Below are 26,308 nucleotides of genomic sequence, written 5' to 3'. Positions count from 1 at the left end.
CAAGCAACGTTAATGGAACAAATATTGAAAGAATAACCAGGTAATATTGGAAAAATCTCCCAAAATATCGCTAAATATCGCTGATATTAATGGGAACTTCCCCCTTGCCAATCCAAAGGAAATTGAGCTTGCAGTTCCCGCAACTCGTCCCGATGGGCGGTGATAGTTAGGGGATATTGTCCTGGATGGGAAGGTTGATCCGGATCTCCCACTTCCAATGTAATTGCTTCTACCCTGGCCGCTTTTTGCCAATAGAAAGTTCCCGCTAAGGGCGCTAACCACAGTAGGAAGAAAAATAGAAAACCCCGTTGGGGCCAAAATACCGCTAACACCAAGGCTAAACAGAGCAGTCCTAGGGCAGCTAACAGACTCAAAAATACTGCCAGAAAGGGGCTAGCTTGTACATTACCTTCAAAGGTGATTGCCTGTTGGACTGGGTCAATGTTGGTAATGCGGTAGGCTCGGTTATTGAAATAGGTTTTGATTTCATCCAATATGCCCGCTTCGGGGTTATCGATCCAAGCCCGGATTCTTTGGGTCCGGTCTTTAACTGAAGAACGAATGAAAAATATCAAGCCAATTAGGGAAAAAATAGTAAAAAATAGGGTGGAGCCGAGAACAGGTAAATCCATAACATCCATAACAAAATTGTGGCAAACCTTCTCACTAGCTAGAAAATATCTAAATCAATGGCCGCAGATCCACCGCTTTTTAATTGTTTTAGTAAGCTATCTAATTGTCGCCACACCAATGCTGCAATAAAAACGGTAATGGGCAAAGAAATGGCGTAGGAAATCCAACCATTACCCAAAAAAATTTGCACTCCAGAAGCTAGGAATACACAAACCCCTACACAAATACCCATGAAAGGTAGTTGTAAATCCAGGTCGGCTAGTGTGCTGGCGGGGGTATTTAACCAAAGCTTCACTTTCTGTTTTAAGGTGGCTTCAAAGGCCGCGCCACAGGTAATCCCAACAAAAAGCCCTACCGCAATTAAAAAATAGGGAGGCTGGGGCAAATAGTACATATTTAATGAAAGAAGATAAAAGACATCCCTGATCATAGCAAGGTCAGACTTAATTTACCCGGACAAATCTTTGGTTGAATGAGTTACTTCCGGAGTCGATTACCAATTCTTGCCGCCGAGGAAATCAGTGGAACATAACCTCTCCCTGCCATTGGGGGTATGCCCGCGCCTTGATTACTGATAATCTAGTTGGTGTCTATGCCACATTGAATTCAGGTCATCGCTTCCCCAATGCTGAAAGTGTTTCGTCAGTCCTTCCTTGTTGTGCTCACCGTGGCTTGTTTGATTTGGTCTGCCCCGGCGATCGCCGCTAGTTCTTCTTCCGTAACCGGGGGAGCTTCAGCTTTCGAAAATATGGTGTTGGCGGAAACGGATTTTCGGGACCAAGACCTGCTCACCGCCCAGTTCACCAATGTGGATTTGACCAGCAGCATTTTTGAAGCAATGGATTTGCGGGGATCAGTGTTTAATGGCGCTAACCTCACCGATGCCAACTTGAAGGGGGTGGATTTGACCAATGGTTTGACCTATTTGACCAGTTTCAATGGGGCTAATTTGGAAAACGCCATTTTAGCCGAAGCGATTATGCTCCGGACTTCTTTTAAAAATGCCAAAATCCAAGGGGCTGATTTTAGTCTCGCTGTGTTGGACACGGAACAGATAGCAGCTCTTTGTAAAGTGGCGGATGGGGTGAATCCCAAAACTGGCATCAGTACGAGGGAATCCTTAGGTTGTTCCTAGGATGTTCGGCGAAATTTCGGACGTAAACGTAAACTTGTAAACTTCGCCATTGATTAGGCGGTAGTCTGTAGCTCAATGGAAACAAAATTAACCACAGTGGGGGTAATTGGTGGTGGACAGTTGGCCTGGATGATGGCCCAGGAAGCCCCCCGATTGGGATTAAAACTTGCAGTGCAAACCCCTGGGGAAAGTGATCCGGCCGTGGCATTGGCGGACAAAGTGGTATTGACGGCGATCGCCGATGGGGAAGGAACTAGGGAGTTAGCAGAGCACTGTGGGGTGATCACCTTTGAAAATGAATTTGTCGATCTGCCCAGCCTGGAAAAGTTAGCCCAACAAGGAATTACTTTTCATCCCCGCCTCGATGCCCTCGCTCCTTTGTTGGATAAATGGGAACAACGCCATTTTTTGCAAAACCTCGGTTTACCCGTACCGGATTTTTGGGCTTTGGAATCGTTGCCCGCCCAATTGCCCGATTTTCCCTGGGTGTTAAAGGCCCGTCGCCATGGCTATGATGGCCAAGGAACCCAAATTATTAATTCCCCAGCGGATTTACCAGATTTAAGTAAAGCTCCCCCCGGTAGTTGGATGGTGGAGAGTTTTGTCCCCTACGAAAGGGAATTGGCCGTTATCGGTGTCCGCAATGCCAGGGGAGAAATGGAAATTTACCCAGTGGTGGAAACCAAGCAAATTGACCAGGTTTGTCGTTGGGTGGTGGCCCCTGCCCCCATTGATGCCGCCATTGCCGCCACGGCCCAGGATTACTGCCGTCGCATTCTCAACCATTTAGATTACGTGGGTATTTTGGCGATCGAGTTTTTTCTATTACCAGCATCTACCCAAACCCCTACCCCGGAGCAAAGGTTACTGGTAAACGAGTTGGCCCCCCGCACCCATAACTCTGGCCATTTCAGCTTAGATGCTTGCCACACTTCCCAATTTGCTCTGCAACTGCAGGCGGTAACTGGGCAAACATTGGGTTCATCGGCTTTGCGTTGCGGCCAAGCGGTGATGGTGAATTTATTGGGCTACGAAGTATCTACAGGGGATTATCAGCAACAGTTGGATAAACTAGCCGCTCTGCCCCATAGCCACGTCCATTGGTACGGCAAAGGAGACTGTCGTCCCGGTCGGAAGCTGGGCCATGTGACTTTGTTAAACCCTGATGTTGAATCGGAACCTTCCACTGCCTGGGCTGAAGATTTGGTGAAACAAGTAGAGGCGATTTGGTATCCGGATTAAGTGAAGGAGAAACAGATTAGAGAACTACACTGCAAAAATGGCTAGAATCTGCCAACACCCAAGCGTAGTTGGGAGCTTTCTAGTAACTGCTGTTCCTCCATTTCCGTTAGTTGTCCTTCAAATTGGTCGGAACGGATTTCGTAGGGACTATAGTCTCCCTCGGCATCGATATCCCCTTCTCCCCCCACGCCTCCCAGCCAAAGGGCACTATCCTTGGGCAAAATACCGGCCAAATCCGCCGCACTGCCTTCCGATTGGGGCAAGGGATTAAGATTTTCTTCGGTCATCATTTGGGCTTGGGCTGGCCACACTGAACTAACGGCGATCGCCATTAGCCCTAAGGTTATGGTAGTTTTTCGTGCGACGGTAATCATATTTTGCTCCTAGGATCTCAACTCGGTGCTTTGGTGTTATTGATTTTCACTCCCCACCAGGGCCTTAGTTAGTCCCTAGTATTTAGTATGGACGATTTGCGAACTGGATTTCTAGGGGTTGGCACAAAACTTATTCAACTGCTACTAATCCCTATTCAACCCCATGGTGTTGGTAAAACAAATTCACTGCTTCGGCTAAATTGTCCACAATAAAATCCGGTTGATAACGTTCCAATTGTTCCCGGTTACGAATGCCAGACAAAACAGCGATCGCCGGCAGATTGCCCCGCTGGGCCGCCAAAATATCCGCTTCGGTGTCCCCCACCATCCACACACTATCCGCCGGAGGTAATTCCGCTAGGGCCCGTTCCATCAACCGGGGTTTATCGTTAGTGTCGCCGGTTTTGACATAATCATTAGCCAAACAATAACGGCGATCAATGGGAAAAAAATGGTTAAAGTGATTGCGGTCTAGGGCTTCTTGCAGTTCACTTTCCCGCCGCATGGTCATTAGCACCAGATCAATGCCTCGGTCTTTGATGTCCTGTAATATTTCCTCCACTCCAGCCAGGGGCTGGTCATAGGGTAAATAGGGCTGGCTATGGACGGTGCGATTGCGGATAGCGACAAATTCTTCCGTTTGCTCCTTAGTTAAGCCAGAGTCCAGACCAATCTGTGCCTTGGGCACCTTACTCCGTTTCCTTTGCCAAAATTCTGCTTTACTCAATACATTAAGATCTTGTCCAGGCAATTTAACCTGCTCAAGACAGTACTGATAGACCTGATAGTACCGATCAGAAACATCCATAATCGGGCCATCACAGTCGGTAATCAGTCTCAGCATGGGGAAGAAAGAAAAAGCAACAGTCCAAATTTTAACCGTAATTTGTTCCACAGTCCCGAGCTTCTGCACCATATTAGCCACAGCAAAAACCCCGACAGTCCAAAGTTCATATCCCTGGCGATCGGGGTCTAACTAGTTGGCAATTGTTCAAAGAACTAGAATTTCCGAGTAATGGAGGAAAAACTAGGGCAGTGAGGACTTAACCGCGCATTTTCTGGGCCCAAACTTTGGTGGGTAAGCCCCAAATATAGATAAAGCCTTCCGCCGCCTTATGGTCGAATTGGTCTTCCATGCCGTAGGTGGCCAATTCCGCATCATAGATGGAGTAATCGGATTTACGACCGGCAACGTTGGCATTGCCCTTGAAGAATTTCACCCGCACCATGCCCGTAACCCGTTCCTGGGTTTTGACAATAAAAGCATCCAGGGCTTCTTTGAGGGGGCTGTACCATAATCCCCGGTAAATTAACTGACTATAAATTTCTTCGACGGTGTTTTTATAGTGGGTAACATCGGCGGTTTGGGTCAAACTTTCCAGATCCCGGTGGGCATCAATTAAAACTAGCAAAGCCGGAGCTTCGTAAATCTCGCGGGATTTAATCCCCACCACCCGGTTCTCCACCATATCCAAACGGCCTACCCCGTGGTTCCCCGCAATTTCGTTCAGGCGTTCCACCAGGGTAACGGGGTCTAGCATCACCCCATTCAAACTAACGGGAATACCTTTTTCAAAGCCGATGTCCACATATTCCGGTTCATCTGGGGTGTCGGCGATCGCCTTGGTCATCAGATAAATTTCTTCCGTGGGCTCGGTCATGGGGTCTTCCAGAGGCCCCGCTTCAATGCTACGGCCGAGAATGTTGCGGTCAATGCTGTAGGGGGAAGACTTTTTCACGGGGGATTCTACGCCATACCGTTCCCCATAGGCGATGGTTTCTTCCCGGCTCATTTTCCATTCCCGGGCTGGGGCCAACACCTTCAAATTGGGGTTTAGGGCCATAATGCTGATATCGAACCGCACTTGGTCATTGCCCTTACCAGTACAACCATGGGCCACCGCATCGGCACCGTATTTTTCCGCCGCTTCCACCAGCATTTTGGCAATTAAGGGCCGGGCTAGGGCTGTGGAGAGGGGATAACGGTTTTCGTAGAGAGCATTGGCCTGGATAGAACGAAAAGCATACTCCTTAACGAATTCTTCCTTGCCGTCAATAACCAAGGATTCTACCGCACCACACCGCAGGGCTTTTTCCTGGATCGGCCCCAGTTCATCCCCCTGGCCCAAATCCGCCGCGAGGGTAATAACTTCCTCAACGCCCCATTCGTGCATCAAATAGGGAATACAAACCGATGTATCTACCCCACCGGAATAGGCGAGAACGACTTTCTTGGCGCGACCCATACTGCTTTTACCTGAAGAACTGGTTCAATGTGCCATTCTAGCAGTAATGTCTTGGTCAGAATTGTTTGTTTTAACACTGCCGAAATCCTTTGCCTCGGCTATCTGTCAGGGGTTTTGCCTAGCCCGTTGAATCTCACACCCCATCGAATGTCAAGCTTTCCAGATAGAGCGTATCAAAACTGAGATCGACTCCGTTTGACCATTCCACGGACCCAGAAGCAACCTTTGCAGAGCTAATTTTTACTATGGCTGAGCACTACCCGATAATGGGCTTTGCCGCTTTCTAGATGGGCGATCGCCTCGTTGATCTGATCAAAGCTAAATTGTTCCACCACGGGTTTAATGTCATGGCGCACAGCAAAGTCCAACATGGTGGCAATGGTGGCGGGACTACCCACTGGGGAGGCAGAAACGGAGCGTTGTCCCATCAAAAGGGGAAAAAGATTTAGATCCAAAGGCTCCAACACCACCCCAACAAAGTGGAAATGTCCCTGGGGCGCCAGGGTGCTGATGTATAAGTTCCAGTCAAGCTTCAGGTTCACAGTGGAGATAATATAGTCAAATTTGCCTTCCGCACTGGCGATCGCCTCTGGATTGGTGGAATCTAGTATGTGGTGAGCGCCCAATTCCAACACTTCCGTTTGCTTCCTGGCACTGGAGGTAAAGGCAGTCACTTCACAGCCCCAGGCCCGGAGAAATTGCACCGCTAAATGGCCCAAGCCCCCAATGCCGATCACTGCCACTTTTGCAGTGGGCTTTAAACTCAGTTCCACCATAGGACTGAAAACGGTAATTCCTCCACAGAAAAGGGGCCCGGCACTGGCTAGGTCAATGCCTTTAGGTAATTTCACCACGCTGACTCCCTTGGCCCGAACCCGATCGCCAAAGCCACCGTAGTGGCCCACAATGGTCGATTCCGCCGTGGCACAAAGGTTGTGGTAGCCAGATAAACAACTATGGCAGGTCATGCAGTAGCCCGAATGCCAACCCAGCCCCACTAAATCCCCCACCTCAACATGGTTCACCCCTTCGCCCATGGCGGCCACAGTACCCACCACCTCATGACCCGGCACTAGGGGGTAATTGGAAATGCCCCATTCGTTATTAATCATGGACAAATCACTGTGGCACACCCCACAATACTGCACCTCAATCTCCACCTCATTAGCACCCAGGGCACCGGGGTCGTATTCAAAGGGTTGGAGTTTTCCGTTGGCTTCCAGGGCAGCGTAGGCTTTAATCATGGGTAATAGAGTTTATTAGTTTTATCCAGATGGGATCTAACGGAGGTGTGGAGGTTGGGGCGTCACCGAATAACCCAAATTGTAATGGATTGACCAGCCATGGAGCCAATGTTGTATTGACGGTTACCCCAACTTTCAAGATTGAACCCAACTGCTACCATGGAGCCTAGTAATCACCAATTATTTTCAGTAAAGTTTTATGAGTGACTTAATTGTTATCGGCTACGATGATGAATACAAGGCAGAGGAAGTACGCCTTGCCCTGGCCAAGCTACAAGTAGAGCATTTGATCGAAATGGAAGATGCCGCCGTTGTGGTCAAAGACGAAAAGGGCAAAGTCAAGCTCAAGCAAGCCATTAATCTCACCAGTTCCGGCGCCGTTAGTGGCGGCTTTTGGGGTTTATTGATCGGTATTTTATTTTTCAATCCCCTGTTGGGAGCTGCGGTGGGAGCTGCCAGTGGTGCCTTGGCCGGTGCCCTCAGTGACATTGGTGTAGATGACAATTTTATGCGGGAACTGGGGGAAACCATGTGCCCCGGTAGTTCGGCCCTATTTGTCCTAGTCAAAAAAGTTACCCCCGATAAGGTTTTGGCCGATGTGAGCAAATACGGCGGTAAAGTGCTGAGAACTTCCCTTTCCCAGGATGAGGAGTCTCAGTTACAGGCAGTGCTCGATCGCCATGGTTTATTGGATGGCGTCCCAGCGGCGGAATAGGTCTGGTTTATGCCAGCGCTTTGAGAATAGAAGTTTTGCCATGACCCATCTTGTTCGAGCTCGGTGGGTTTTTTATTATTTAATTGATCGTTAGGATCATTGCGATTTAAGTGGATTGACTGAAAAATTATGGTCAATATTTTCAGAATTTGGGCGATCGCCGCCAATGGTTTTCGGGAAGTTATTCGGGACCGAATTCTTTATGTGATCGGATTTTTCGCCATTTTAATGGCCTTAGCCCTGCGGATCCTGCCAGAAATTTCCGTTGGGGCGGATGGCAAAATTTTCCTCGACCTCGGTTTAGCGGCCACTTCCCTGTTGGGGGCGATCGTGGCGATTTTTGTCGGTACAGGTTTGATTAACAAAGAAATTGATAAGCGCACGGTGTTGGTGCTCATTCCCAAGCCCCTCAGCCGCAGTGAGTTTATTATCGGCAAACATCTGGGATTATCGGGGGTGCTGACTGCCATGTTGGTGATTATGACCAGCATTTACTTGGTCATGTTGGCCTGGGCCAAAATCCCCTTTTCCCCCACTGCCATTCTCATTTCCCAAGCTTTTCTGTTATTAGAATTAGCAGTTCTCACGGCGATCGCCATTTTATTTGGGGTATTCACCAGTTCAATTTTGGCCACCCTGCTCAGTTTTGGGGTGTATTTTATGGGGCATATCAGTCGTGATTTGCTTAAATTGGGGGAAATTACCAAAAATGCCAACATCGAAACCCTGACCAAATATCTCTACCTGGTATTGCCTAACCTGGAGAGATTTAACCTGAAAAATGAGGCGGTGTATGGAATTCTGCCCGCCAGCGGTGAACTTTGGGCGAACCTTCTCTATGGCATTCTCTACATCGTGCTGATGCTGACCCTGGCAAATCTGATTTTTGCCCGCAGACAGTTCTAGACGTTTTTTAAATCTTCGAGATTTTTTCGTCAAAGACCTTGGCAATTTCTCTGATATGCCGGAGGTCAGAACCACAACAGGCCCCAAAAACATTGGCTGAAGGGACTTTTTGTTTCAGCGTCCAATAGGAGTGGGCCAATTCCACCGGGTTACCAATGTCGAGAAAATTTGCTTGATCTAACTGGGCATGACTACGACGGGAAGGGTTACAGCGAAAACCCCCCAAGCGACTCAGCCAAGCTTCTTCTCTGATTACGGCACGGAAGTGGTCGGGATGGGCGCAATTAACCATAAAGTATGCCGCTCCCTGATTGGTAGCTTCATCAACAATGGCGATCGCCTCCGACAGGGCCGTCCCCGTAGGCAAGCGACCGTCCGTTTCCACTGTGAAAGAAATGGAGACGGGTAAGGAAAATTCTTGGCTAGCCCGGACAATACCGATCGCCTCATTAACGCTAGTCAGGGTAAATGCTCCCAATAGATCGACTCCGGCCTCCGCTAACCAGCTAATTTGTTGCCGGTGATAGACTTGGGCTGCCTCCGCATTGCTGAAATGTTCGCCACCATAGGCATCTCCACAGGGACCAATCAAACCATTAATTAGCAAGGGCTGGATCTCGTTAACATAAGCCTGTTTTAGTGCCCTGGCAAATTCCACCGCTCGAAAATTAGCCTGCCGAATTTCTTCCAGGCTCACCCCCAACTCTTCCGCAAAAAATGGTTGAGCCCGCCAAGTGGGTGCGTCGATCAAAAAGCCAAATTGCTTTTCTTTGGCCAAATCTAAGAAACCATGGAAGTAGTTCTTTAACGCTTCCCGTCCCAGGGGATCGGACAGTAGGGTATGGGCAGCAAAGGCAGGTAGATCAAAACCTCGGTTGAAGATCATTTCCGTTTCCAGGCCACCGTCCAAGAGAAAAATTTGCTCACATTGGTGGGGAAGATTGGTCATTTTGACAGCTAATTTATCGTTAGCAATTATGGTTTTTACGAGGAAGGGGGAGGGAGAGAGCGTCGAGCTTTCATGGCCGCAAGGGTTGCTTCCACCGCCTGTTGTTCCTCCCACTGCTCAAATTTTTTATCTAGCGGGGATGGGGGAGGGTTGAGCAATTCCCGTTCCGCTTCCAACTCCAGGATTTTGGTTTCAATTCTCTCAAATAAACTACTGGCACTGGCATTGTCCAAATTGCCCGCAATCTCTTCAATTTTTTGGGCGGCGATCGCCGATTTTAAGCGGGCGAGGTAAAGATTTTTCTGACTTTTCAGCTCCAGATATTTGCGCTCCAGCTTTTGTAATTGTCCCCGCACCTGTTCCACCAGGGCCCGTTGTTCCCCGAGGGATTTACCTAGGGCTTCCGTATGACTCTGATAGGACTGTCTTTGCCCAAGGGCCTCCCTAGCCAATTGCTCATTACCCCTATCCAGGGCAGCCTGAGCCTTTTCGTACCAGCGTTGGGCAATTAACTGCTGAGCATCTCTCTGTCGTTCCGTACTTTTAAAAGTAGCAATGGTTTGGGCCAAGGCCCGCCGCAATTCGATCAGCTCCAACTCCATCTCGCCCAATAGACGTTCGAGGAGATCCTCCGGCGCTTCCTGTTGCTGTTGCCAATGGGTTAACTGGGATTTCAACACCCGTCCAACCCGATTAAAAAGTTCCATGACAAAGAGGGCCAACCCTAATAGGGAGCCTGGTTAAGGCTTTCCAATTCCTGCACTAACTGTTGGGTGGCGGGGTTAGTTTCCCGCTCACTAGCGCTTCCTCCCTGATTATAAGTTCTTGTCACTTGATGAAAGTTTTTTTGATTGGGAGATTGACTACTGGCAACGGCACTGGGGGCAGATCCACTGGGCAACTGTTGATACATTTGCGACTCCACAGTGGCTCCACCGGCAGAGGAGGAACTAGGGGCAGCACTAACCTGATTACCGTAATCGGCCCTGGCCACTGGCGGTGGGGAAACAATCCCATTACCAATGCCCGTATTTATCGGCGGCGGAGGGGGAGGGGGTAAAGGAGGGGTGGGGGCCTGACGGATAGGTTGAATGGCAATGGTGGGCAGTGGCTGCCCTGAAGGCACGGATTGGGGAGGGGTAATGGCACCGGGAACGGCGGCTGTGTAACCAGGAGCATTTAAATAGGGGCTGTAGCCGGCCATGGGCACTGGCTGGGCCTGGGGAACCATTGCGGCGGGAGGGTTACTTGGCACATTCTGACTGGCGATCGCCTGGGGAGCAGAAGGAGCCGTAGGTTGAGGATCTCGTACCACAGCCATTTCGCTGAGCTTTTGTAGATTGAGTCCAGGGCCAGCATCGGCCACTGGAGGTAAGCCAGGAGGAATGGGGGGCAAACCGTCAAAATGGGCGATCGCCATCGTCGGTCCCGGCGATCGAGCCGTCAAACCATAAATTGTTAACAGTCCATTGGCCACCACCAACATCAACAACCCCGCCAAACTCCAAGGGGTAAATAAACGGGTAAGAACTTCTTCCGCAGGATGGGTGCCCTGTACCTCTTCTTGGGGGACTGGGCGGTCAATAAAATTAAACTCAAAACTTCCTGTTGCTTCTAGGGGCGGCTCTAGGGCGGCCAAGCTAGACTCCCCTGGGTCATAGCTCACCCTAGGGCCAGTTTCCTCCTCGGCCATTAGCTCTGCTTGAATGTAGTCAGACTCACTGGCAGCGAAAGAGGATTTATCAAGGGCGGAGTAGTCAGTCATGGCGAGGCCACCAAGCAACGGCGGTTTATTCAGGTTAGGGCAAAGTCAAACAAGCTTAGAACTATGGAGGTGTGAGTCTGAGCGATATTCTAGCCCAGGGATGGTCCCAATTGGCATCCCTAACAATGACCAGGAGTTAATTGACCTAGTTCCTAGGTATGATTCACCCTTGACTGTTATAAACCTCTAGCCAGCAGAGCGGCAGTGAAGGGAATTAGGGCCAATCCAACCAATTCTCCCCGAATCAACCACCGCAATACAGACACTTTGCCTTCCTCCAGCACGGGAGCCTGGCGATCGCGTAGGGCTTTAATCCACATCAAAAACGAGAAAGTGGGATAGAGGGAAAGTAACCCCACCACGATGAATAGTCCCACTTTGGCAAAGAAAATATGATGACTCAGGTAATAATCCGTGCCTTTGCCAAAATACATCACCCGCAAAATTCCCGTAACCAAGACGGCCGTGGCGGACAGCCCATAAACGGCATCGGCAATGACCAATCGCCAGGACTCCTCCAGATTAGGGTCTTTTTTCAAAGTCAGGGCCTCCGTAACCAATGCCCCAAAGGCAACCATAAAACTGAGGTAATGAATATACGCAACGGTGGCACTAATCCACATAAGTTAACAAGACCAAAATAGTTTAGCTTTTGAAGATTGTTGGCCAAAAATTGAAAATTATCAAACCCACCAGGGTTTCTCTCCCGTGCGGGGATCCAGGTCTGTCCAAGGGGAAATGAAAATTTGATCATCTACCACGGCCACCTGCACTATTTTCAAGGGCAAAGGAGCGGGCCCCCGGGCCACAGAGCCGTCGGGATGGTAGCGGGAACCATGGCAGGGACATTGAAATTCTTGATCATTGCCATTCCAGGGAAAAGTACAACCCAGGTGGGTACAACTATCAACAATGCCGATACTGTCGAGGCTACCGTCCTCTTTAACAATCAAATAGGTGGGATCACCAGCCAAACCAGCCACTAAAGCCCTGGTGCCGGGAGCTTCCGCCAAAATTTGGGAAGCAGGGATGGGGTTACCCAAAACATCCTTGGCAATAATGCCTCCTCCGGCTCCACCTTTTTCAGCCGGGGGCACAAAGAATTTCCCCATGGCGTAGGCTCCTGCACTGGCGGTGACAGCAACGGTGGTGCCAGCTAAAAAGTTGAGTAATTGACGACGGGAATAGGAAGGGGGGGCGATCGCCTGTGTGTTATCCATGATTAAATTAGTGCTAAATAGGGTGAGAAAAGAACAAAACAATGTGAGCAGTAACAGTCAAAATACGGATCTATTTGGTGCTAATGCCGAGCAATTTATACAGCCCACAAAAGCCAAAAGTAGCGGAAAATAGCATCAATCCGCCTCCGGCAGTAAGTCCAAGTCCCAGGCTAGTGCCGGAGTAGAAAAAAAGACCAAGATAGAGCAGAGCTGAAGCAATAACTAAGCGAATCAAACGATCAATGGAACCCATGTTAGTAGCCATGATTATAATCTCCGTATGGGGGATGGAAAAATTTCTTCCTAAGATTAATTGAAATCCTTACGCAATTAAGTAAAGGATAAAATATTGAAACTATTCTTCTTGTCTTTACTTTTTTTATTATAACAATAAATTTTTGTTAAGGGGGTAATTTAACTATGCACAAAGGAAGATTTCGTCGGATTCATTAATCAAGCTTTGGCAATTGCTTCCCCTGCCGCTTGCCAGCCAGTAAAACTAGGAGAAAATGCCAGAACATTTTCGTAGCCTAAAAGGTTTAAAGCCATCATCGCCATGGCGGAACGGTAGCCAGTGGAACAGTAAAAAATAACCTTTCTGTCTGGGGGAATCTGTGCCAGATTATGGCTTAAAGTCCGCAAGGGAATATTGATTGCTCCGGGAATATGTCCAGCTTGATATTCCTTAACTTCCCTCACATCCACTAAGGTAGTTTTTGCATCATCTAATCGTTTTTTCAGGGCTGCCGGTGTACGAATAGCATAATAATTGGCAGGGATAGAATCTAAAAAGCTATCGATCGCCAAATCCATTGTTTGAGTCTGGGGATTGAGCTCTGAATTCAGCAAGGGAGGAGAACCTGCCGCCAGGGTCGGCGGGGAAAAAAACCCCATTAAGCAAAGAGAAAAAACGAGAACAGTAAGGTAGCGGAAAACAATTGATGCCATGGAAATGGAATAATTAAATTCGATTGTGGTTTACTTTTGTCCCAATAGCTGAATTAGGGCGGCTTTCCCTTGATGGTAAGCTCCCTCATCTAAATTTCGTTCCAAATTGTTGGCAATTAGCCAATTCAAACTCGGCAATTCACTCTGCAACGTTTCCAACTTAGGCAATAGATCTAAATCCTTTGGGCCACCGGTGTTGTATTGTAATTGTTCTGGAGCAAAACCTTCTAAAATAAACACTCCACCAGGTTTTAAGCCTTGATAAACTTTGGGATAAAGTTGTTGTCTTAAACTAGAAGGTAAATGGCAAAAAATGGAAACAATGCCTTCCCAGGCATCCGCGACAATGTCAAAATCGGCTAAATTACTCTGGACAGTGGTAATTTTTACACCTTTTTCCTGGGCTAATTGTTTTGCTTTGGCTAAACCGACCGAAGATTGATCCACCGCGGTCACTTCATAACCCAAACTTGCTAAAAAACAAGCATTACGACCTTCTCCTTCTGCTAAACAAAGAATTTTTCCCTGGGGAATTTGATTGGCCACACTGACCAAAAAATCATTCGGTTCTGTACCGTAAACATATTCTGACTGGCTAAATCTTTCATCCCACATAGTTTTTTCCCATATTTTTCTTCATATTCCTTTAATAAAGCCAAGGAATCAGCTTTTTCACCTGGTCTCGATAATTGCCATAGTCGTTAAATTTATCTTGGAGCCAAATTTCTTCCCGATTAGCTTTGAGATTAAAAAATATAAATAACACCACTGCTCCGATTAAATGGGTCAAACTCCATTGCCAAAAGCCATAGGCGATCGCCAGAAAAACCACGCCGCCGTAGAGGGGATGACGGACCATGCTGTAAATACCAGTGGTGACCAATTGACTATCCTTTTTAGGATGGGGCAAGGGAGTCAGATTTTCCCCTAAATGCAGACCCCCCCCAATCAGCAAAACTGCCGCAATCATGCCAAAAAACAGAGTACCAGCCCAGGCAATCCACTGATTTTGTTCAGCTAGTAACTGTAAATTAGTAGGAGTATAAACCGGTAACAGTACAAATCCAACGGAGAGAATTGTTTGCCCAAGTACCCAATATTCCCCTTTTTTGCCTTGCCACCAATCAGTGGAAAAACCCCAGTCCCTAAATTGATTCATTACATTTCACCCTAGAAATAGACTTAAACTTTACTGGCTTAACTTTAACCTTGGACCATAAAAGGCACCCCATTGCGAGAGTGCCCTTGATTAACCAAATGAAACGAAGTCTAACCGAAAGCAGTTATGGCAATGGCACTAGCCTTCAATGGCGGGGGCGTTCAGGGCCACCATTTGGGCATCACCGGAAGCTAAATCCAAGGGGAAATTGTGAACGTTGCGTTCGTGCATCACCTCAAAACCAATGTTGGCACGGTTAATCACATCGGCCCAGGTGCTCACGGGACGGCCTTGGGCATCCAGAATGGATTGGTTGAAGTTAAAACCGTTGAGGTTGAAAGCGAAACAACAAACTGCCAAAGCGGCAAACCAGATGCCTACCACTGGCCAAGCTCCCAGAAAGAAGTGGAGAGCCCGACTATTGTTAAAGGAAGCATATTGGAAAATTAAGCGACCAAAGTAACCGTGGGCAGCAACGATGTTGTAGGTTTCTTCCTCTTGACCAAATTTGTAACCTTGATTTTGGGATTCAACTTCTGTAGTTTCTCGAATTAAGGAAGAAGTAACCAAGGAACCGTGCATAGCGGCAAACAAAGCCCCACCAAACACCCCAGCTACCCCTAACATGTGGAAAGGATGCATCAATACGTTATGTTCCGCTTGCAGCACCAACATGAAGTTAAAAGTACCACTGATGCCTAGGGGTAAACCATCGGAGAAAGAGCCTTGACCAATGGAATAGATTAACAAAGTAGCAGTGGCAGCGGCGACGGGGGCGCTATAGGCAACACAGATCCAAGGACGCATTCCTAGACGGTAAGACAATTCCCATTGACGACCGAGATAACAAAAAATCCCAATTAAAAAGTGAAAAACAATCAATTGGTAAGGGCCACCATTGTAAAGCCATTCATCGAGGCTATGGGCTTCCCAAATGGGGTAAAAGTGCAAGCCAATGGCATTGGAACTGGGCACTACGGCGGCAGTGATGATATTGTTACCGTACAGTAAAGAACCAGCAATGGGCTCCCGAATGCCATCAATATCCACCGGGGGAGCGGCGATGAAAGCGATAATAAAACAGGTGGTAGCGGTTAACAAAGTGGGGATCATCAACACCCCAAACCAGCCGATGTAAAGGCGATTAGAAGTGCTAGTAATCCAACAACAGAACCGTGACCACAGGCTTTGTTCCTGTAATCCTAATTGGGTAGTAGTCATAGCGAATAATTACGAAGTAAGATTTTGGGTTTAAGCTTGGATTTGATTTTGCTTGTTATTTTGGTGATAAACTATCAGCTAAATCCAACTCAACCAGATAGATAAAGGGGGATTAATAATGCGAGATAATTATTGGCATTGATTAACTTCCCTTGAATTTCAGATTAATAATATTTCTTTAAAAAAACAAGATGGTTTCTCAGATTGCAGTTGGTTTCCAAAGGTAAAAAAAAGATTTTAATAGGAAAAAATAAATCATTAAAAAATAAAAATTTTTCTCGTAAATGCCAGATCAAGCCATTTTTCCCCGATCGCCCCATTGGCCAAAGGAACAAAATACTGCCTGGTTGTGGCCCCATGGAGCCCAGGAGTTACCTGGTAAGAATCAGAGTTTAAGCGGGACATAGCCTGATATCGTTAAGGCTGGCAGGCACAATCTCGATTCTTTGGTGTCCTATGACCCCATCCCCGGTCCTCAATCTCCTTGTCAGTAACGATGACGGCATTTTTTCCCAAGGGGTACGTACCTTGGCCAACACCCTAGTCGCCGCAGGCCATGAAGTCACAGTGGTCTGTCCTGACCGGGAAAGATCCGCCACCGGCCATGGTCTGACCCTCCATCGACCCATTCGAGCGGGCATTGTGGAGGATGTTTTTGATCCTCGCATCAAGGCTTGGTCCTGTTCCGGTACCCCCGCTGACTGTGTGAAGTTTGCCCTCCATGCGGTGATGCCCCGTTATCCGGATTTTGTCCTTTCCGGAGTTAACCACGGTGCTAACCTCGGCACTGATGTTTTATATTCCGGTACAGTTTCCGCCGCCATGGAAGGGTTGATCGAGGGCATTCCTAGCATTGCTTTGAGTTTGGTCAGTTTTACCGCCACCGATTTTCAGCCCGCCGCCGACTTTGCCAATTGCTTTGTCCAACACCTCTGGCGATCGCCATTGACGGAACCGACCTTATTTAGCATCAATATTCCAGCGGTACCAGCGGAGCAGATTGCCGGAGTTAGACTCACCCGCCAGGGACTGCAACGCTATAGCGAAACCTTTGAAGAAAGGTATGATCCCCGGGGAAAACGCTACTACTGGCTAGCGGGGGAAAGGGTAAAAGAAATTCCCCAACCAGACTATCTCCGTCTCAACCGCCGCATTCCCACTGATGTCCAGGCTAGCCAAGATAACTTCATCACCATTACCCCATTGCAATATAATCTTACGGATATCAACGGAGTTAACATTATTGAAAAAACTAATTGGCTAGATCATCTAAACTTTGATTGAGTTCTCTTCTTAAATATCTGCTTCTTCCGTGATACTCTTAATACTCAATAACATTATTAAGTTATATGTCTGCTTATCTGTTTAATCAAGAAAATGAACCGGATGAAAGCGATAGCATAACGCTCTACGATGAAGCGGGGCGGCCTTTAGATTGCTACGTGGAAAACTCCCTCGAACAAGAGGACGCTCAATACTTATTATTGATGCCCGTTGACATCCCGGTGGTAATTATTGCCTGGGAAGAAGATGACGATGAAACAGAAGATGCTGAGGCAATTTTACTAGAGGACCAAGAAGAAATTAGTGGCATTTTTGCAGATGCTAAGGCCGTACTGGCAGAATTAGATTTGTCGTTGAAGTACACTGCCTACACCCTCACCGTCAGTGGTGAACTGCCCCCCATTGAAGATGAAGATATTCTCACCCTGGAAATTGAAGGGAACGATCCGGCTGGGGAAATGGAAGAGGAAGAATTGCAATTCCTGGCTAGTTTTTACCACGAGGAAGAACGCTATAGCATTTACACTCCCCTAGCGCCTTTATTATTTCTTGCTAAAGCCATTAGTGAAACACAAATTGAGTTGGTGCACCCCGACAATGATGAACTCAAACATATTCTAGAAGAGCTTTTATTTGAAGATGCGGACTAACCATTTGGCGATCAATGCAAGGGGAAAAAGCAGGGGGGTCTTGGGGGAGTTAGAATAGAAGACTGAGCATTTTGACCCAAGGCAGACCATGGCGGAAACGTACCTCTTAGACAAACTAGCTTCTGTGGAGCAGACCTATCAGGAATTGACTAGGATGCTGGCGGATCCGGACATTGCCACCAACCCCGATGAATTGCAACGGGTAGCCAAAGCCCGCTCGTCCTTGGAAGAAACAGTTGATACCTACGAGACTTGGAAAAGAAGCCAGGAAGATTTAAAAGGGGCCCGACAAATTGTCAAAGAATCTGGCAATGACCCAGAAATGCGGGAAATGGCCCAGTTGGAAGTGGAGGAACTGGAAAATGCCATTGGGGAGTTGGAAAAGCGCCTAACTATCCTCCTTCTGCCCAAGGACCCCAACGATGAGAAAAATATTATGTTGGAAATCCGCGCCGGCACCGGGGGAGATGAGGCTAGTATCTGGGCTGGAGATTTAGTACGTATGTACACCAGGTATGCCGAAAGTCAGGGTTGGAAAGTGAGTCTGCTGAGTGAGTCCTTAGCAGATATGGGAGGCTTTAAGGAAGCCATTCTGGAAGTTAAAGGGGACCGGGTTTACAGCCAGTTGAAATTTGAAGCAGGGGTGCATCGGGTGCAACGGGTGCCGGTGACGGAGGCTGGGGGTCGGGTGCATACCTCCACGGCTACGGTGGCCATCATGCCGGAAGTGGATGATGTGGAAGTAAAAATTGATCCCAAAGACATTGAAATGAGTACGGCTCGCTCCGGTGGAGCCGGTGGACAGAACGTTAACAAGGTGGAAACGGCGGTGGATCTGTTCCATAAACCCACAGGTATTCGGATTTTTTGCACCGAAGAACGTTCCCAACTCCAAAACCGTGAACGGGCGATGCAAATTCTCCGGGCCAAGCTCTATGACATGATGCTCCAAGAACAAAATGATGCCATCAGTTCCAATCGGCGATCGCAGGTGGGTACGGGTTCCCGTTCGGAGAAAATCCGCACCTATAACTACAAAGATAATCGAGTTACCGACCACCGCTTGGGACGCAACTTTGATTTAAACACGGCTCTGGAAGGGGAAATTCACACTATCATCGAGTCTTGCATTTCCCAGGATCAACAGGAGAGACTGGCGGAATTGGCGGAAGCTACCAACAATTAATCAAAGATCAAAGTGAAGTAGTTCTTTGGAGCTATTTAACTACCAACTGGGACAAGGTGAATATCCCCCAACAGACAATCTTGACTAGCACCGGTGACTAGGGGGACATTACCTGGAAATTGCTCCTGGAAACGCCAATAGGCCAGCACCGCAAAGGCGATCGCCTCTTTGAAATCGCTGTTCAGACCAACATCGTCGGTGCGCTGAATTTTTGTGTTGGAGCCTAAGTGATATTGGAGCCGCTCCCTCAGATAGAGGTTATGGGCACCACCGCCACACAGTAACAGGCGATCGGGCAGTTGGGGTAAAAATCTTTGGTATTCAGTCACTACAGAGCGGGCCGTAAATTCTGTCAGAGTGGTCAAAAAATCGGTTTCATTCAAGCCATGGCGCTGGGCTTCTATCCAACAGTTATCGAGGTACAACGCCCCAAACAATTCCCGCCCGGTGGATTTAGGCGGATATTGCTCGAAAAAGGGTTCTTGTAACCATTGGTCTACCAGTTCTTGGCGGGGCTTACCCTGGGCCGCCCATTGTCCCCCCTGATCATAGGTTTTTTCTCCCTGGGTAAATTTTTGCACTGCCAGGTCAACTAGGACGTTGGCGGGCCCCGTATCCCAGCCACAAATTTTTTCCTGCCAATTTGTCTGACTGCGGGGAGGGAGATAGGTCACATTACCAATGCCACCTAAATTCTGCACACAGCGGTGTTCATTTTGATGGCTCAACAGGCAGACATCGATTTTAGAAACTAATGGTGCTCCCTGGCCCCCTGCGGCAATGTCCGCCGCCCGAAAATTACTCACCGTGGTAATGCCTGTCAAATTGGCGATCGCCTCTCCCCGGCCCAACTGCCAACTGTAACCGAGGGAAAAGGCTTTCTCTGGATTGGGGGGACGGTGGAAAATAGTTTGGCCATGGGAACCAATGAGATCCGCTGGGGGCAAAGATTGTTGAATTTGCTGGGCCGCCTGGGCAAATTCCTTGGCAATACTGTCATCCAAAAAGGCGATCGCCTCCGGACTAACGGGAGTTCCTGCACACAAAGCTAAAATCTCCTGGCGCAATGCATCGGGGTAAGGGTAGGTTTCCCCCCGCAACAAATCAACCTTGAGGTCTAATCCAGACCCACTAATGTCGACTAAACAGGCATCAATGCCATCCACGGAAGTGCCACTAATTAAACCAATGCAATACAATGTCCTGCCCCTAAATGTTTGGATGGTCGGAATTAATCAACTTTTATTTTATTTTTCTTTGCCTGGGTTTCTGCTCCGAGAGTAGCTATGGTGTTGGGAGTTTTTCCAGATTGCCCGATCTCACCCATCCTTCTGTGCCTCCAGACAGCCTCAACTTAGACCATTCCCCCTGGGTTGCCAGCACCACCACTTCGTCATTGTAGTTGATCGTAGCAAGGGAATCAGACTCCCGATCTGGCTCGGTACGAACATTCAAGCCTCCATTCCAAATTACCTTGGCTTTATAGGCCCCAGAGGGAAGTTCCTCTGTGGGGGAAGGGGAAGGACTTGGTGACGGTGATGCTTGGGGCGATTCTGTCCCTGTGGGGGAAGGCTGGTCATCTTGGGGCTGACTTTGTTCTTCGGGAAATAAAGGCTTTTCCGGACTGGCCGCAAAACGATTAAAAACCAGATAACCGGCTAGGGAAATTCCCCCCACAAACAAGGTTACCCCCAAAATAAAGCCGATGAAAAACTGTAACAGCCCAGACAAACCTTTCATACTGGTCAACACATTTACGTAACAATGCTGAGTTATCTTAGCGAATCGCTAATCGTTTCTGACGTAATTCCCGCTTTTGTATCGATGGATTCGGAACAGATTAGGTTCCTTTGTCAATGGTTCAATCGGCGTAACTATAGGGATCAGCCGGAGTTGGCACCACTTCCACCGACTGAGCTTCCACCACAACCTGACGCTTTTCTGCCCCTTGTCTGCCCTGATCCGCTGAGCTGGGTAAGGTTGCGGCCACCATTTGTCCTTGGATGGTTAGCCAAGTATCGGGGGGATATTGACTACGGGAACCTTCTAAACGGACCGTCAAAGCCACAGGATAAGCGTCCACTGCACAGCAAGTCAGAATGAAGCGGCTAATGAGGAGGTAGTTATCTGGCAAGTATTCAGGGTGAACGACAAAGCCAGTTACATCAACCTTTTGGCCGGCGTAAACGTCAGGCTCTGGATAGGCGCTGATGGTGCGGACCCAGTCCACTAGGGTGCGATCCTCCGGCTTAATCTGGGAGGCAAAGCTGGATATCTGGGTTTGGGTGGGGGGCAAAGTCATACTAATGCCCCGTTGGATGGCCAATTGACTGCTGAAAACGGACGGAGTAATAAAAAGCCCCATCACAGCGGTAACTAACAACAGGGCAGTGCCCAGTCCTAGGGGTAAAACCGTTACGTGGGTCACACTGTCTTGGTTACCATTGCCACTGCGGCGGGCTCTCTTTAACCAACGTCTGCCGGTTTGAAACAATCGCAGGCCGCCCAAAAACAATAGGACGAACCCCGTCACTGTCACCAACCCAAAATAGTTGGGATGAATGAGTAAACCCAATTCCCCAGAAAAAGAGTACTTGAGCATCAAAATCCCCCAGGCAAGAATGCCCAGGCCGTCCAATTGATCCAGGACAGACCGGAGGGGGGCAAACTTTTGGCTCAGGGATTTTACTGCTTTAACGGGAGCGGTCATGGCTATGGTGCGAGGAAAGAAACTGGCCCTAGATTACCGTGCCGTCGGCGATCGTGACATTTTTAATCACTACTACGATGCCATTGCGGATGTAAAAACCTAACTCTTCCCGGTTAGCCTCCTGGACATTTTCCTTGTTGACAATCATGACGTTTTTGCCGATGCGGGCATTTTTGTCGATGATGGCTCGGCGGATAGTGGTGCCGGAACCTATGCCAGCGGCAATTTCCCCCCGGGCTTTGAGGGTGTCTCGTTCTGATGAAGATTCGTAGAAATCATTGCCCATCACCAAAGTATCCTCAATGGTGCAATCAGATTCAATGCGACTGCGAATGCCTAAAACTGAGTGGTGGATGCGACATTGCTTAATCATGCAACCTTCCCCGATCATGGATTCCGTCACGGTGGAATTCAACATTTTGGTGGGGGGAAGATAACGACCCCTGGTATAGATGGGGGCTTTTTCGTTATAAAAACTAAAGTCGGGACTAGGTTGTTTGGTCAGGGCTAAATTAGCCTCATAGAAGGCTTCAATGGTACCAATGTCTTCCCAATAGTCATCAAAGAGATAGGCTTGCAGATTGTGATCACTGGCTGAATCAGGAATGATTTCTTTGCCAAAGTCCGTTGCCCCTTCATATTTTTCCAGGAGGTTGTGCAATACTTCCTTCTTGAAAACGTAAATGCCCATGGAGGCAATGTAAGGATTAAGCTTAGCCTTCTCCGCACTTAGGCCCAAAACGCTGGTGTCCACCTGCATGGCCCGGAGGGCTTCCCCCTGGGGCTTTTCAGAAAAGTCAGTAATTCTGCCCTGGGCGTCGATTTTCATTAAGCCCAGCTCGGGTGCCTTTCTGTCATCCACGGGCACAACGGAAAGGGTTATGTCGGCATTGGTTTCCCGGTGTCTTTTAACAAATTGGGCGTAATCCATGCGGTAGAGATGGTCGCCGGACAGAATAAGATATTCATCTACGTCCCATTCCCTAAACAACCAGAGGTATTGCCGTACCGCATCAGCAGTGCCCTGAAACCAATCAGGATTATCTTTGGTTTGTTGGGCGGCGAGGACTTCCACAAATCCTTCTTGGAAGCCGGAAAAATTATAGGCCCGGCTGATGTGACGGTTAAGGGAGGCGGAATTAAACTGGGTAAGGACGTAAATTTTAACGATTTCTGAGTTGATGCAATTACTGACGGGAATATCGATGAGGCGATACTTTCCGGCCAAGGGAACTGCGGGTTTGGCTCTGAGTTTGGTTAAAGGATAGAGGCGGGTCCCGGCCCCACCGCCCAGGATAATCGCTAAGACACGTTTCACAAGCAGACCTCTCGATTGCCAACAACACACTTCGAAGTCAAGTTTAGAACCGAGGGGGACATCTGGAAAGGGAATCTGGACGGAAATTCCGGCTAACCAGCGGGTTTTAATGCCCCAAGCAAGAATGGCGATCGCCGTTGGGATTCGGAGCTGAGTTGTCAGATCACTGTGGGGGTACGGATAACCGAAATGGCAAAGGTCGGAAACTGCCGCTGAGTAAACTGTCCCTGGCTTCGTATGATGATGGGGTTACCCCCATTGCTGGGGCGCTGGGCAAATCTGGGGAGCTGACTAGGTTCCTGGAAGTTTTGCTAATCCACTAAATTTCCTAACAATCCTAAACATTAAATCTAAAGACCTATGGCAGTACTCGAAAAAGGCAATATCACAATCCATACCGAGAATATTTTCCCGATTATTAAAAAGTCTCTCTACACTGACCATGAAATCTTTTTAAGGGAATTAATTTCCAACGCCGTTGATGCCATTAGTAAACGGAAAATGGCTGCTTTTGCCAGCGACGGCTCTGGAGAAGTGCCCGATCCCCAAATTACACTGGTAGTGGATAAGGTGAATAAAACCCTTTCTATTACCGATAACGGCATTGGCATGACCGCCGATGAAGTGAAAAAGTACATCAACCAAGTGGCTTTCTCCAGTGCGGAGGAGTTCATTGAAAAGTTCCAAAAGTCTGCCAATGATTTGATTGGTCACTTTGGTTTGGGTTTCTATTCCGCTTTCATGGTGTCCCAAAAAGTGGAAATTGACACCCTTTCTTACCAAGAGGGGGCCCAGGCGGTGCATTGGAGTTGCGACGGTTCACCGGAATTTGAACTGACGGATTCCGATCGTCAGCAGGTAGGAACCACAGTCACCCTAACTTTGCTGGACGATGAACAGGAATATTTGGAGACTGGTCGCATCCGGCAATTGGTGAAAACCTATTCTGACTTTATGGCAGTGCCCATCCGCTTTGAAGGGGAAACGCTAAATAAACAGCGGGCCATCTGGAAGGAATCACCCCAAAATTTAACCAAAGAAGATTACCTGGAGTTTTACCGCTATCTTTACCCTTTCCAGGAAGATCCCCTGTTGTGGGTGCATTTAAACACCGATTATCCCTTCTTGCTCAATGGTATTCTCTATTTTCCCAAATTACGCCCCGATGTGGATGTGTCCAAAGGGCAAATTAAACTTTTCTGCAATCAAGTTTTTGTCAGTGACCATTGCGAAGAAGTCATTCCCGAATTTTTGATGCCGCTCCGGGGGGTAATTGATAGTCCCGATATTCCCCTCAACGTTTCCCGCAGTGCCCTCACTAATCACCGCACTGTGCGTCGCATTGCTGATTACATTGCCAAAAAAGTTGGCGATCGCCTTAAATCTTTGTACGACGAAAATCCGGCAGAATATCTCAAATGTTGGGAAGACATTGGTACCTTTGTCAAATTTGGTTCCCTGCGGGAAGATAAATTCAAACAACAAGTAGAAGATTTATTGCTCTACCGCACCACCTATAAAGCCACAGCAGAAAGTACGGAACCAAAGGTAGAAGTTCTGACCGAAGATGGTGATGCCTGGGCTGAAACTAACCAGAGTGACGGGGTTAATCCCTACGAAAAAGAAGGTTACACCAGCCTGAAACGTTATTTGGAACGCAATAAAGAACGCCACGAAAATCGAGTTTTTTACTGCACCGATCAAGCTACCCAAGCCACCTATGTGGAACTGTATAAAAACCAGGGTATTGAGGTCCTATTTATGGATTCTTTCATTGACACTAATTACTTCATTCCTTTCCTAGAAAAAGAATACAGTGACGTCAAATTTTCCCGGGTAGATTCAGAACTGGATCAAAGTTTGATTGAAGAGGATAAAGCCAGCGACATTGTGGACCCCGCCACCAACAAATCCCGCAGTGAGCAAATCAAAGAAATCTTTGAAAAGGCCCTCAATAATCCCAACATCAACATCAAAACCCAATCATTAAAATCCGACGATCCCCAATCTACCCCTCCAGCCATGGTACTTCTACCGGAAGCCATGCGACGCCTCCAGGAAATGACTGCCATGATGCAACAGCAGGCGATGGCTTTCCCGGAACAACATGTGTTAGCCATTAACACCAACCACCCCCTAATTAAAAACATTCTTTCCCTCAGCCAAGGCGGTATTGTCACTGGCAGTGGGGAATCTCCCTCAGCAGAATTAGCAAAATCCCTTTGTCAACATGTTTATGACTTGGCATTGATGGCCCAAAAAGGTTTTGATGCGGAGGGCATGAAAGGTTTCATTGAACGCTCTAATGCGGTATTAACCCGTTTGACCAAACAGTAAATTATCCATCAAAACAGCATCCTGTCAATAGGTTGTAGGGTAGAAGTCAGTTAATCCTATTTGCTAAGGGGTTCTCTCTTCTACCTTTTTTAGTCCTCTACAGTTAATCAAACAGAAAGTGCTGAGATATGATCGGGTTAATGTTTAGTATCAGCGAAGATGTTCTTAATTTCCAACTTATCACTCTTCTATCAGTGTAGGTGGAAAGGTAAAATAATTGGAGCAATAATAAGGTCTCCTAAAGCCATTACTGCCTTCTTCAATCTGTCAAATAAGCAATGGAAGTTTTTCAATAACTGAGGTGTATAAATCACCGTCATCCACGGCTTTAATAAATTAAAGTAACATAATGGCTGAATTATTAATTTCATGTTGTTAAGTATGTTTTTCCATCCACTTTTTTGATTCCACCAAGGATGTTTTTGTATATTCTGATAAGCTATCTCCCTAGTCTGTTTTGATTTGTTTAAGGAGTTATCATGCGGAGGCAAATTTTCTATCTGAAGACTTACCATTAAATATACGCTCATCACTATTTCCCGCCATTTTTCTATTCTGGAATAGTCCATCATTCTAAAATCTGCCCACCCCAGTTCATTCTTTATTTGCTTTAATCCATACTCTATCCAGTTCCTTGCTCCATATAAGTTACCCACTTCTTTATATTTTATTTCTGATACTTTTGTCATAATAAAATACGTTGAATTTGACGGCATTTTCTCCTTGTTATCCGTTACTTGCTAATATCTTTTTTCCCCTCTCCTTCCATAAATAATTTCTCTCACGTATCTTATTCGTATCTTACTTCCGACTTTCCACTTGCAAATTCTCTCTCAAATTTTCTCCATTTGTTCGCTCTTACTCTTTCCTCTTTCCCAAGCCAGACTCCATGATCACTCCTTATAGCTAGTACATATTCTAGATTTTCTTTTTCTAATACTCTTACAAAGTTCTCGCTGCTCTCTCCATATTCACTATATGCTAATACTACCTTTATAGTCATTTCAATTAACGATGAGAGAATTTAATGTAAAATTATGGAGTGTACAAAATGAACAGGTTTAAA

At 47.5% G+C, this 26,308-nt stretch carries 29 protein-coding genes and 1 pseudogene; 8 read left to right on the top strand and 22 right to left on the bottom strand.

Features of this window, described 5'->3' with window-relative positions; translation table 11 throughout:
- Window positions 1–86: 86 nt before the first annotated feature.
- Entirely contained in the window at window positions 87–632 is a 546-nt protein-coding gene (locus SYNPCCP_RS16390; RefSeq protein WP_041426084.1) for a cofactor assembly of complex C subunit B, read from the bottom strand.
- A gap of 38 nt (window positions 633–670) precedes the next feature.
- Window positions 671–1,027 (bottom strand): hypothetical protein, encoded by a 357-nt coding sequence (locus SYNPCCP_RS16385; protein ID WP_041425893.1) that lies wholly within the window; start codon window positions 1,025–1,027, stop codon window positions 671–673.
- A gap of 231 nt (window positions 1,028–1,258) precedes the next feature.
- Here SYNPCCP_RS16385 and SYNPCCP_RS16380 point away from each other — a divergent pair, with 231 nt between their 5' ends.
- Window positions 1,259–1,768: a pentapeptide repeat-containing protein gene (locus SYNPCCP_RS16380; RefSeq protein WP_010874325.1), complete on the top strand. Its 510-nt coding sequence runs from the start codon at window positions 1,259–1,261 to the stop codon at window positions 1,766–1,768.
- Window positions 1,769–1,843: 75 nt separating this feature from the next.
- Window positions 1,844–3,010 carry a 5-(carboxyamino)imidazole ribonucleotide synthase gene (gene purK, locus SYNPCCP_RS16375; RefSeq protein ID WP_010874324.1) on the top strand — a complete coding sequence of 389 codons (1,167 nt, stop codon included), beginning with the start codon at window positions 1,844–1,846 and terminating at the stop codon, window positions 3,008–3,010.
- Window positions 3,011–3,051: 41 nt separating this feature from the next.
- On the opposite strand, the gene SYNPCCP_RS16370 is transcribed toward purK, so the two are convergent.
- The 4 genes from SYNPCCP_RS16370 to SYNPCCP_RS16355 all read right to left on the bottom strand — a co-directional run bounded on the left by SYNPCCP_RS16370 (window position 3,052) and on the right by SYNPCCP_RS16355 (window position 6,874).
- Complete coding sequence (locus SYNPCCP_RS16370) at window positions 3,052–3,384, bottom strand: hypothetical protein (RefSeq protein WP_010874323.1); 333 nt, start codon at window positions 3,382–3,384, stop codon at window positions 3,052–3,054.
- A 151-nt stretch (window positions 3,385–3,535) separates the two neighbouring features.
- Window positions 3,536–4,300 carry an HAD family hydrolase gene (locus tag SYNPCCP_RS16365; RefSeq protein WP_199303625.1) on the bottom strand — a complete coding sequence of 255 codons (765 nt, stop codon included), beginning with the start codon at window positions 4,298–4,300 and terminating at the stop codon, window positions 3,536–3,538.
- A 127-nt stretch (window positions 4,301–4,427) separates the two neighbouring features.
- On the bottom strand, window positions 4,428–5,630 hold the full coding sequence (gene argG / locus SYNPCCP_RS16360; protein ID WP_010874321.1) for an argininosuccinate synthase: 1,203 nt from the start codon (window positions 5,628–5,630) through the stop codon (window positions 4,428–4,430).
- Window positions 5,631–5,863: 233 nt separating this feature from the next.
- Window positions 5,864–6,874 carry an NAD(P)-dependent alcohol dehydrogenase gene (locus SYNPCCP_RS16355; RefSeq protein WP_010874320.1) on the bottom strand — a complete coding sequence of 337 codons (1,011 nt, stop codon included), beginning with the start codon at window positions 6,872–6,874 and terminating at the stop codon, window positions 5,864–5,866.
- A gap of 199 nt (window positions 6,875–7,073) precedes the next feature.
- Between SYNPCCP_RS16355 and SYNPCCP_RS16350 the strand changes: the two genes are divergently transcribed.
- Together SYNPCCP_RS16350 and SYNPCCP_RS16345 are read left to right on the top strand one after the other, a co-directional pair.
- The gene (locus SYNPCCP_RS16350) at window positions 7,074–7,589 is read left to right on the top strand and encodes a DUF1269 domain-containing protein (RefSeq protein WP_010874319.1); all 516 of its coding nucleotides are present in this window, start codon (window positions 7,074–7,076) and stop codon (window positions 7,587–7,589) included.
- Window positions 7,590–7,718: 129 nt separating this feature from the next.
- Entirely contained in the window at window positions 7,719–8,495 is a 777-nt protein-coding gene (locus SYNPCCP_RS16345; RefSeq protein ID WP_010874318.1) for an ABC transporter permease, read from the top strand.
- 7 nt (window positions 8,496–8,502) lie between these two features.
- On the opposite strand, the gene SYNPCCP_RS16340 is transcribed toward SYNPCCP_RS16345, so the two are convergent.
- From SYNPCCP_RS16340 to SYNPCCP_RS17355, 11 genes are all read right to left on the bottom strand, one after another.
- Entirely contained in the window at window positions 8,503–9,444 is a 942-nt protein-coding gene (locus SYNPCCP_RS16340; protein ID WP_020861876.1) for a homocysteine S-methyltransferase family protein, read from the bottom strand.
- A gap of 35 nt (window positions 9,445–9,479) precedes the next feature.
- The gene (locus SYNPCCP_RS16335) at window positions 9,480–10,151 is read right to left on the bottom strand and encodes a PspA/IM30 family protein (protein WP_010874316.1); all 672 of its coding nucleotides are present in this window, start codon (window positions 10,149–10,151) and stop codon (window positions 9,480–9,482) included.
- 17 nt (window positions 10,152–10,168) lie between these two features.
- Window positions 10,169–11,209: a hypothetical protein gene (locus tag SYNPCCP_RS16330; protein WP_010874315.1), complete on the bottom strand. Its 1,041-nt coding sequence runs from the start codon at window positions 11,207–11,209 to the stop codon at window positions 10,169–10,171.
- Between the two features lie 176 nt (window positions 11,210–11,385).
- Entirely contained in the window at window positions 11,386–11,832 is a 447-nt protein-coding gene (locus tag SYNPCCP_RS16325; protein WP_010874314.1) for a DUF2214 family protein, read from the bottom strand.
- Between the two features lie 60 nt (window positions 11,833–11,892).
- The gene (gene petC / locus SYNPCCP_RS16320) at window positions 11,893–12,429 is read right to left on the bottom strand and encodes a cytochrome b6-f complex iron-sulfur subunit (RefSeq protein ID WP_010874313.1); all 537 of its coding nucleotides are present in this window, start codon (window positions 12,427–12,429) and stop codon (window positions 11,893–11,895) included.
- A gap of 70 nt (window positions 12,430–12,499) precedes the next feature.
- Window positions 12,500–12,694 (bottom strand): DUF2892 domain-containing protein, encoded by a 195-nt coding sequence (locus SYNPCCP_RS16315; protein WP_020861878.1) that lies wholly within the window; start codon window positions 12,692–12,694, stop codon window positions 12,500–12,502.
- A 188-nt stretch (window positions 12,695–12,882) separates the two neighbouring features.
- Window positions 12,883–13,377, bottom strand: coding sequence for a rhodanese-like domain-containing protein (locus tag SYNPCCP_RS16310; RefSeq protein ID WP_010874312.1), 495 nt, complete (start codon window positions 13,375–13,377; stop codon window positions 12,883–12,885).
- 30 nt (window positions 13,378–13,407) lie between these two features.
- Entirely contained in the window at window positions 13,408–13,992 is a 585-nt protein-coding gene (locus SYNPCCP_RS16305) for a cyclopropane-fatty-acyl-phospholipid synthase family protein (RefSeq protein ID WP_010874311.1), read from the bottom strand.
- Between the two features lie 31 nt (window positions 13,993–14,023).
- Window positions 14,024–14,536 (bottom strand): isoprenylcysteine carboxylmethyltransferase family protein, encoded by a 513-nt coding sequence (locus SYNPCCP_RS16300; protein WP_010874310.1) that lies wholly within the window; start codon window positions 14,534–14,536, stop codon window positions 14,024–14,026.
- A 138-nt stretch (window positions 14,537–14,674) separates the two neighbouring features.
- Window positions 14,675–15,757, bottom strand: coding sequence for a photosystem II q(b) protein (gene psbA, locus SYNPCCP_RS16295; protein WP_010874309.1), 1,083 nt, complete (start codon window positions 15,755–15,757; stop codon window positions 14,675–14,677).
- Window positions 15,758–16,015: 258 nt separating this feature from the next.
- A complete protein-coding gene (locus SYNPCCP_RS17355) occupies window positions 16,016–16,162 on the bottom strand; it encodes a hypothetical protein (RefSeq protein ID WP_158299087.1) in 147 nt (48 codons plus the stop codon).
- A gap of 51 nt (window positions 16,163–16,213) precedes the next feature.
- On the opposite strand from SYNPCCP_RS17355, the gene surE reads away from it, so the two are divergent.
- The 3 genes from surE to prfA all read left to right on the top strand — a co-directional run bounded on the left by surE (window position 16,214) and on the right by prfA (window position 18,877).
- A complete protein-coding gene (gene surE / locus SYNPCCP_RS16290) occupies window positions 16,214–17,041 on the top strand; it encodes a 5'/3'-nucleotidase SurE (RefSeq protein ID WP_010874308.1) in 828 nt (275 codons plus the stop codon).
- A gap of 65 nt (window positions 17,042–17,106) precedes the next feature.
- Complete coding sequence (locus SYNPCCP_RS16285) at window positions 17,107–17,691, top strand: DUF3727 domain-containing protein (protein ID WP_010874307.1); 585 nt, start codon at window positions 17,107–17,109, stop codon at window positions 17,689–17,691.
- Window positions 17,692–17,779: 88 nt separating this feature from the next.
- Complete coding sequence (gene prfA, locus SYNPCCP_RS16280) at window positions 17,780–18,877, top strand: peptide chain release factor 1 (protein ID WP_010874306.1); 1,098 nt, start codon at window positions 17,780–17,782, stop codon at window positions 18,875–18,877.
- A 35-nt stretch (window positions 18,878–18,912) separates the two neighbouring features.
- On the opposite strand, the gene SYNPCCP_RS16275 is transcribed toward prfA, so the two are convergent.
- From SYNPCCP_RS16275 to SYNPCCP_RS16260, 4 genes are all read right to left on the bottom strand, one after another.
- Window positions 18,913–20,076, bottom strand: a complete 1,164-nt coding sequence (locus SYNPCCP_RS16275; protein ID WP_020861882.1) for an anhydro-N-acetylmuramic acid kinase — start codon at window positions 20,074–20,076, stop codon at window positions 18,913–18,915.
- Window positions 20,077–20,161: 85 nt separating this feature from the next.
- Window positions 20,162–20,617 (bottom strand): SH3 domain-containing protein, encoded by a 456-nt coding sequence (locus SYNPCCP_RS16270; RefSeq protein WP_020861883.1) that lies wholly within the window; start codon window positions 20,615–20,617, stop codon window positions 20,162–20,164.
- 121 nt (window positions 20,618–20,738) lie between these two features.
- Complete coding sequence (locus tag SYNPCCP_RS16265; protein ID WP_010874303.1) at window positions 20,739–21,587, bottom strand: TIGR03943 family protein; 849 nt, start codon at window positions 21,585–21,587, stop codon at window positions 20,739–20,741.
- Window positions 21,588–21,615: 28 nt separating this feature from the next.
- A complete protein-coding gene (locus SYNPCCP_RS16260; protein WP_010874302.1) occupies window positions 21,616–22,935 on the bottom strand; it encodes a glucose-1-phosphate adenylyltransferase in 1,320 nt (439 codons plus the stop codon).
- A gap of 330 nt (window positions 22,936–23,265) precedes the next feature.
- Between SYNPCCP_RS16260 and htpG the strand changes: the two genes are divergently transcribed.
- Complete coding sequence (htpG, locus tag SYNPCCP_RS16255; RefSeq protein WP_010874301.1) at window positions 23,266–25,242, top strand: molecular chaperone HtpG; 1,977 nt, start codon at window positions 23,266–23,268, stop codon at window positions 25,240–25,242.
- A gap of 367 nt (window positions 25,243–25,609) precedes the next feature.
- On the opposite strand, the pseudogene SYNPCCP_RS17105 reads toward htpG, so the two are convergent.
- Window positions 25,610–26,239 (bottom strand): annotated as a pseudogene (locus SYNPCCP_RS17105) (IS701 family transposase); the annotation flags it as partial.
- Between the last annotated feature and the right edge of the window lie 69 nt (window positions 26,240–26,308).

Source organism: Synechocystis sp. PCC 6803 substr. PCC-P, from assembly GCF_000284455.1.
In the GTDB taxonomy this organism is placed as follows: domain Bacteria; phylum Cyanobacteriota; class Cyanobacteriia; order Cyanobacteriales; family Microcystaceae; genus Synechocystis.
Note: the sequence above shows the minus strand (reverse complement) of the source record. Positions and strands in the feature narration are given on the sequence as shown.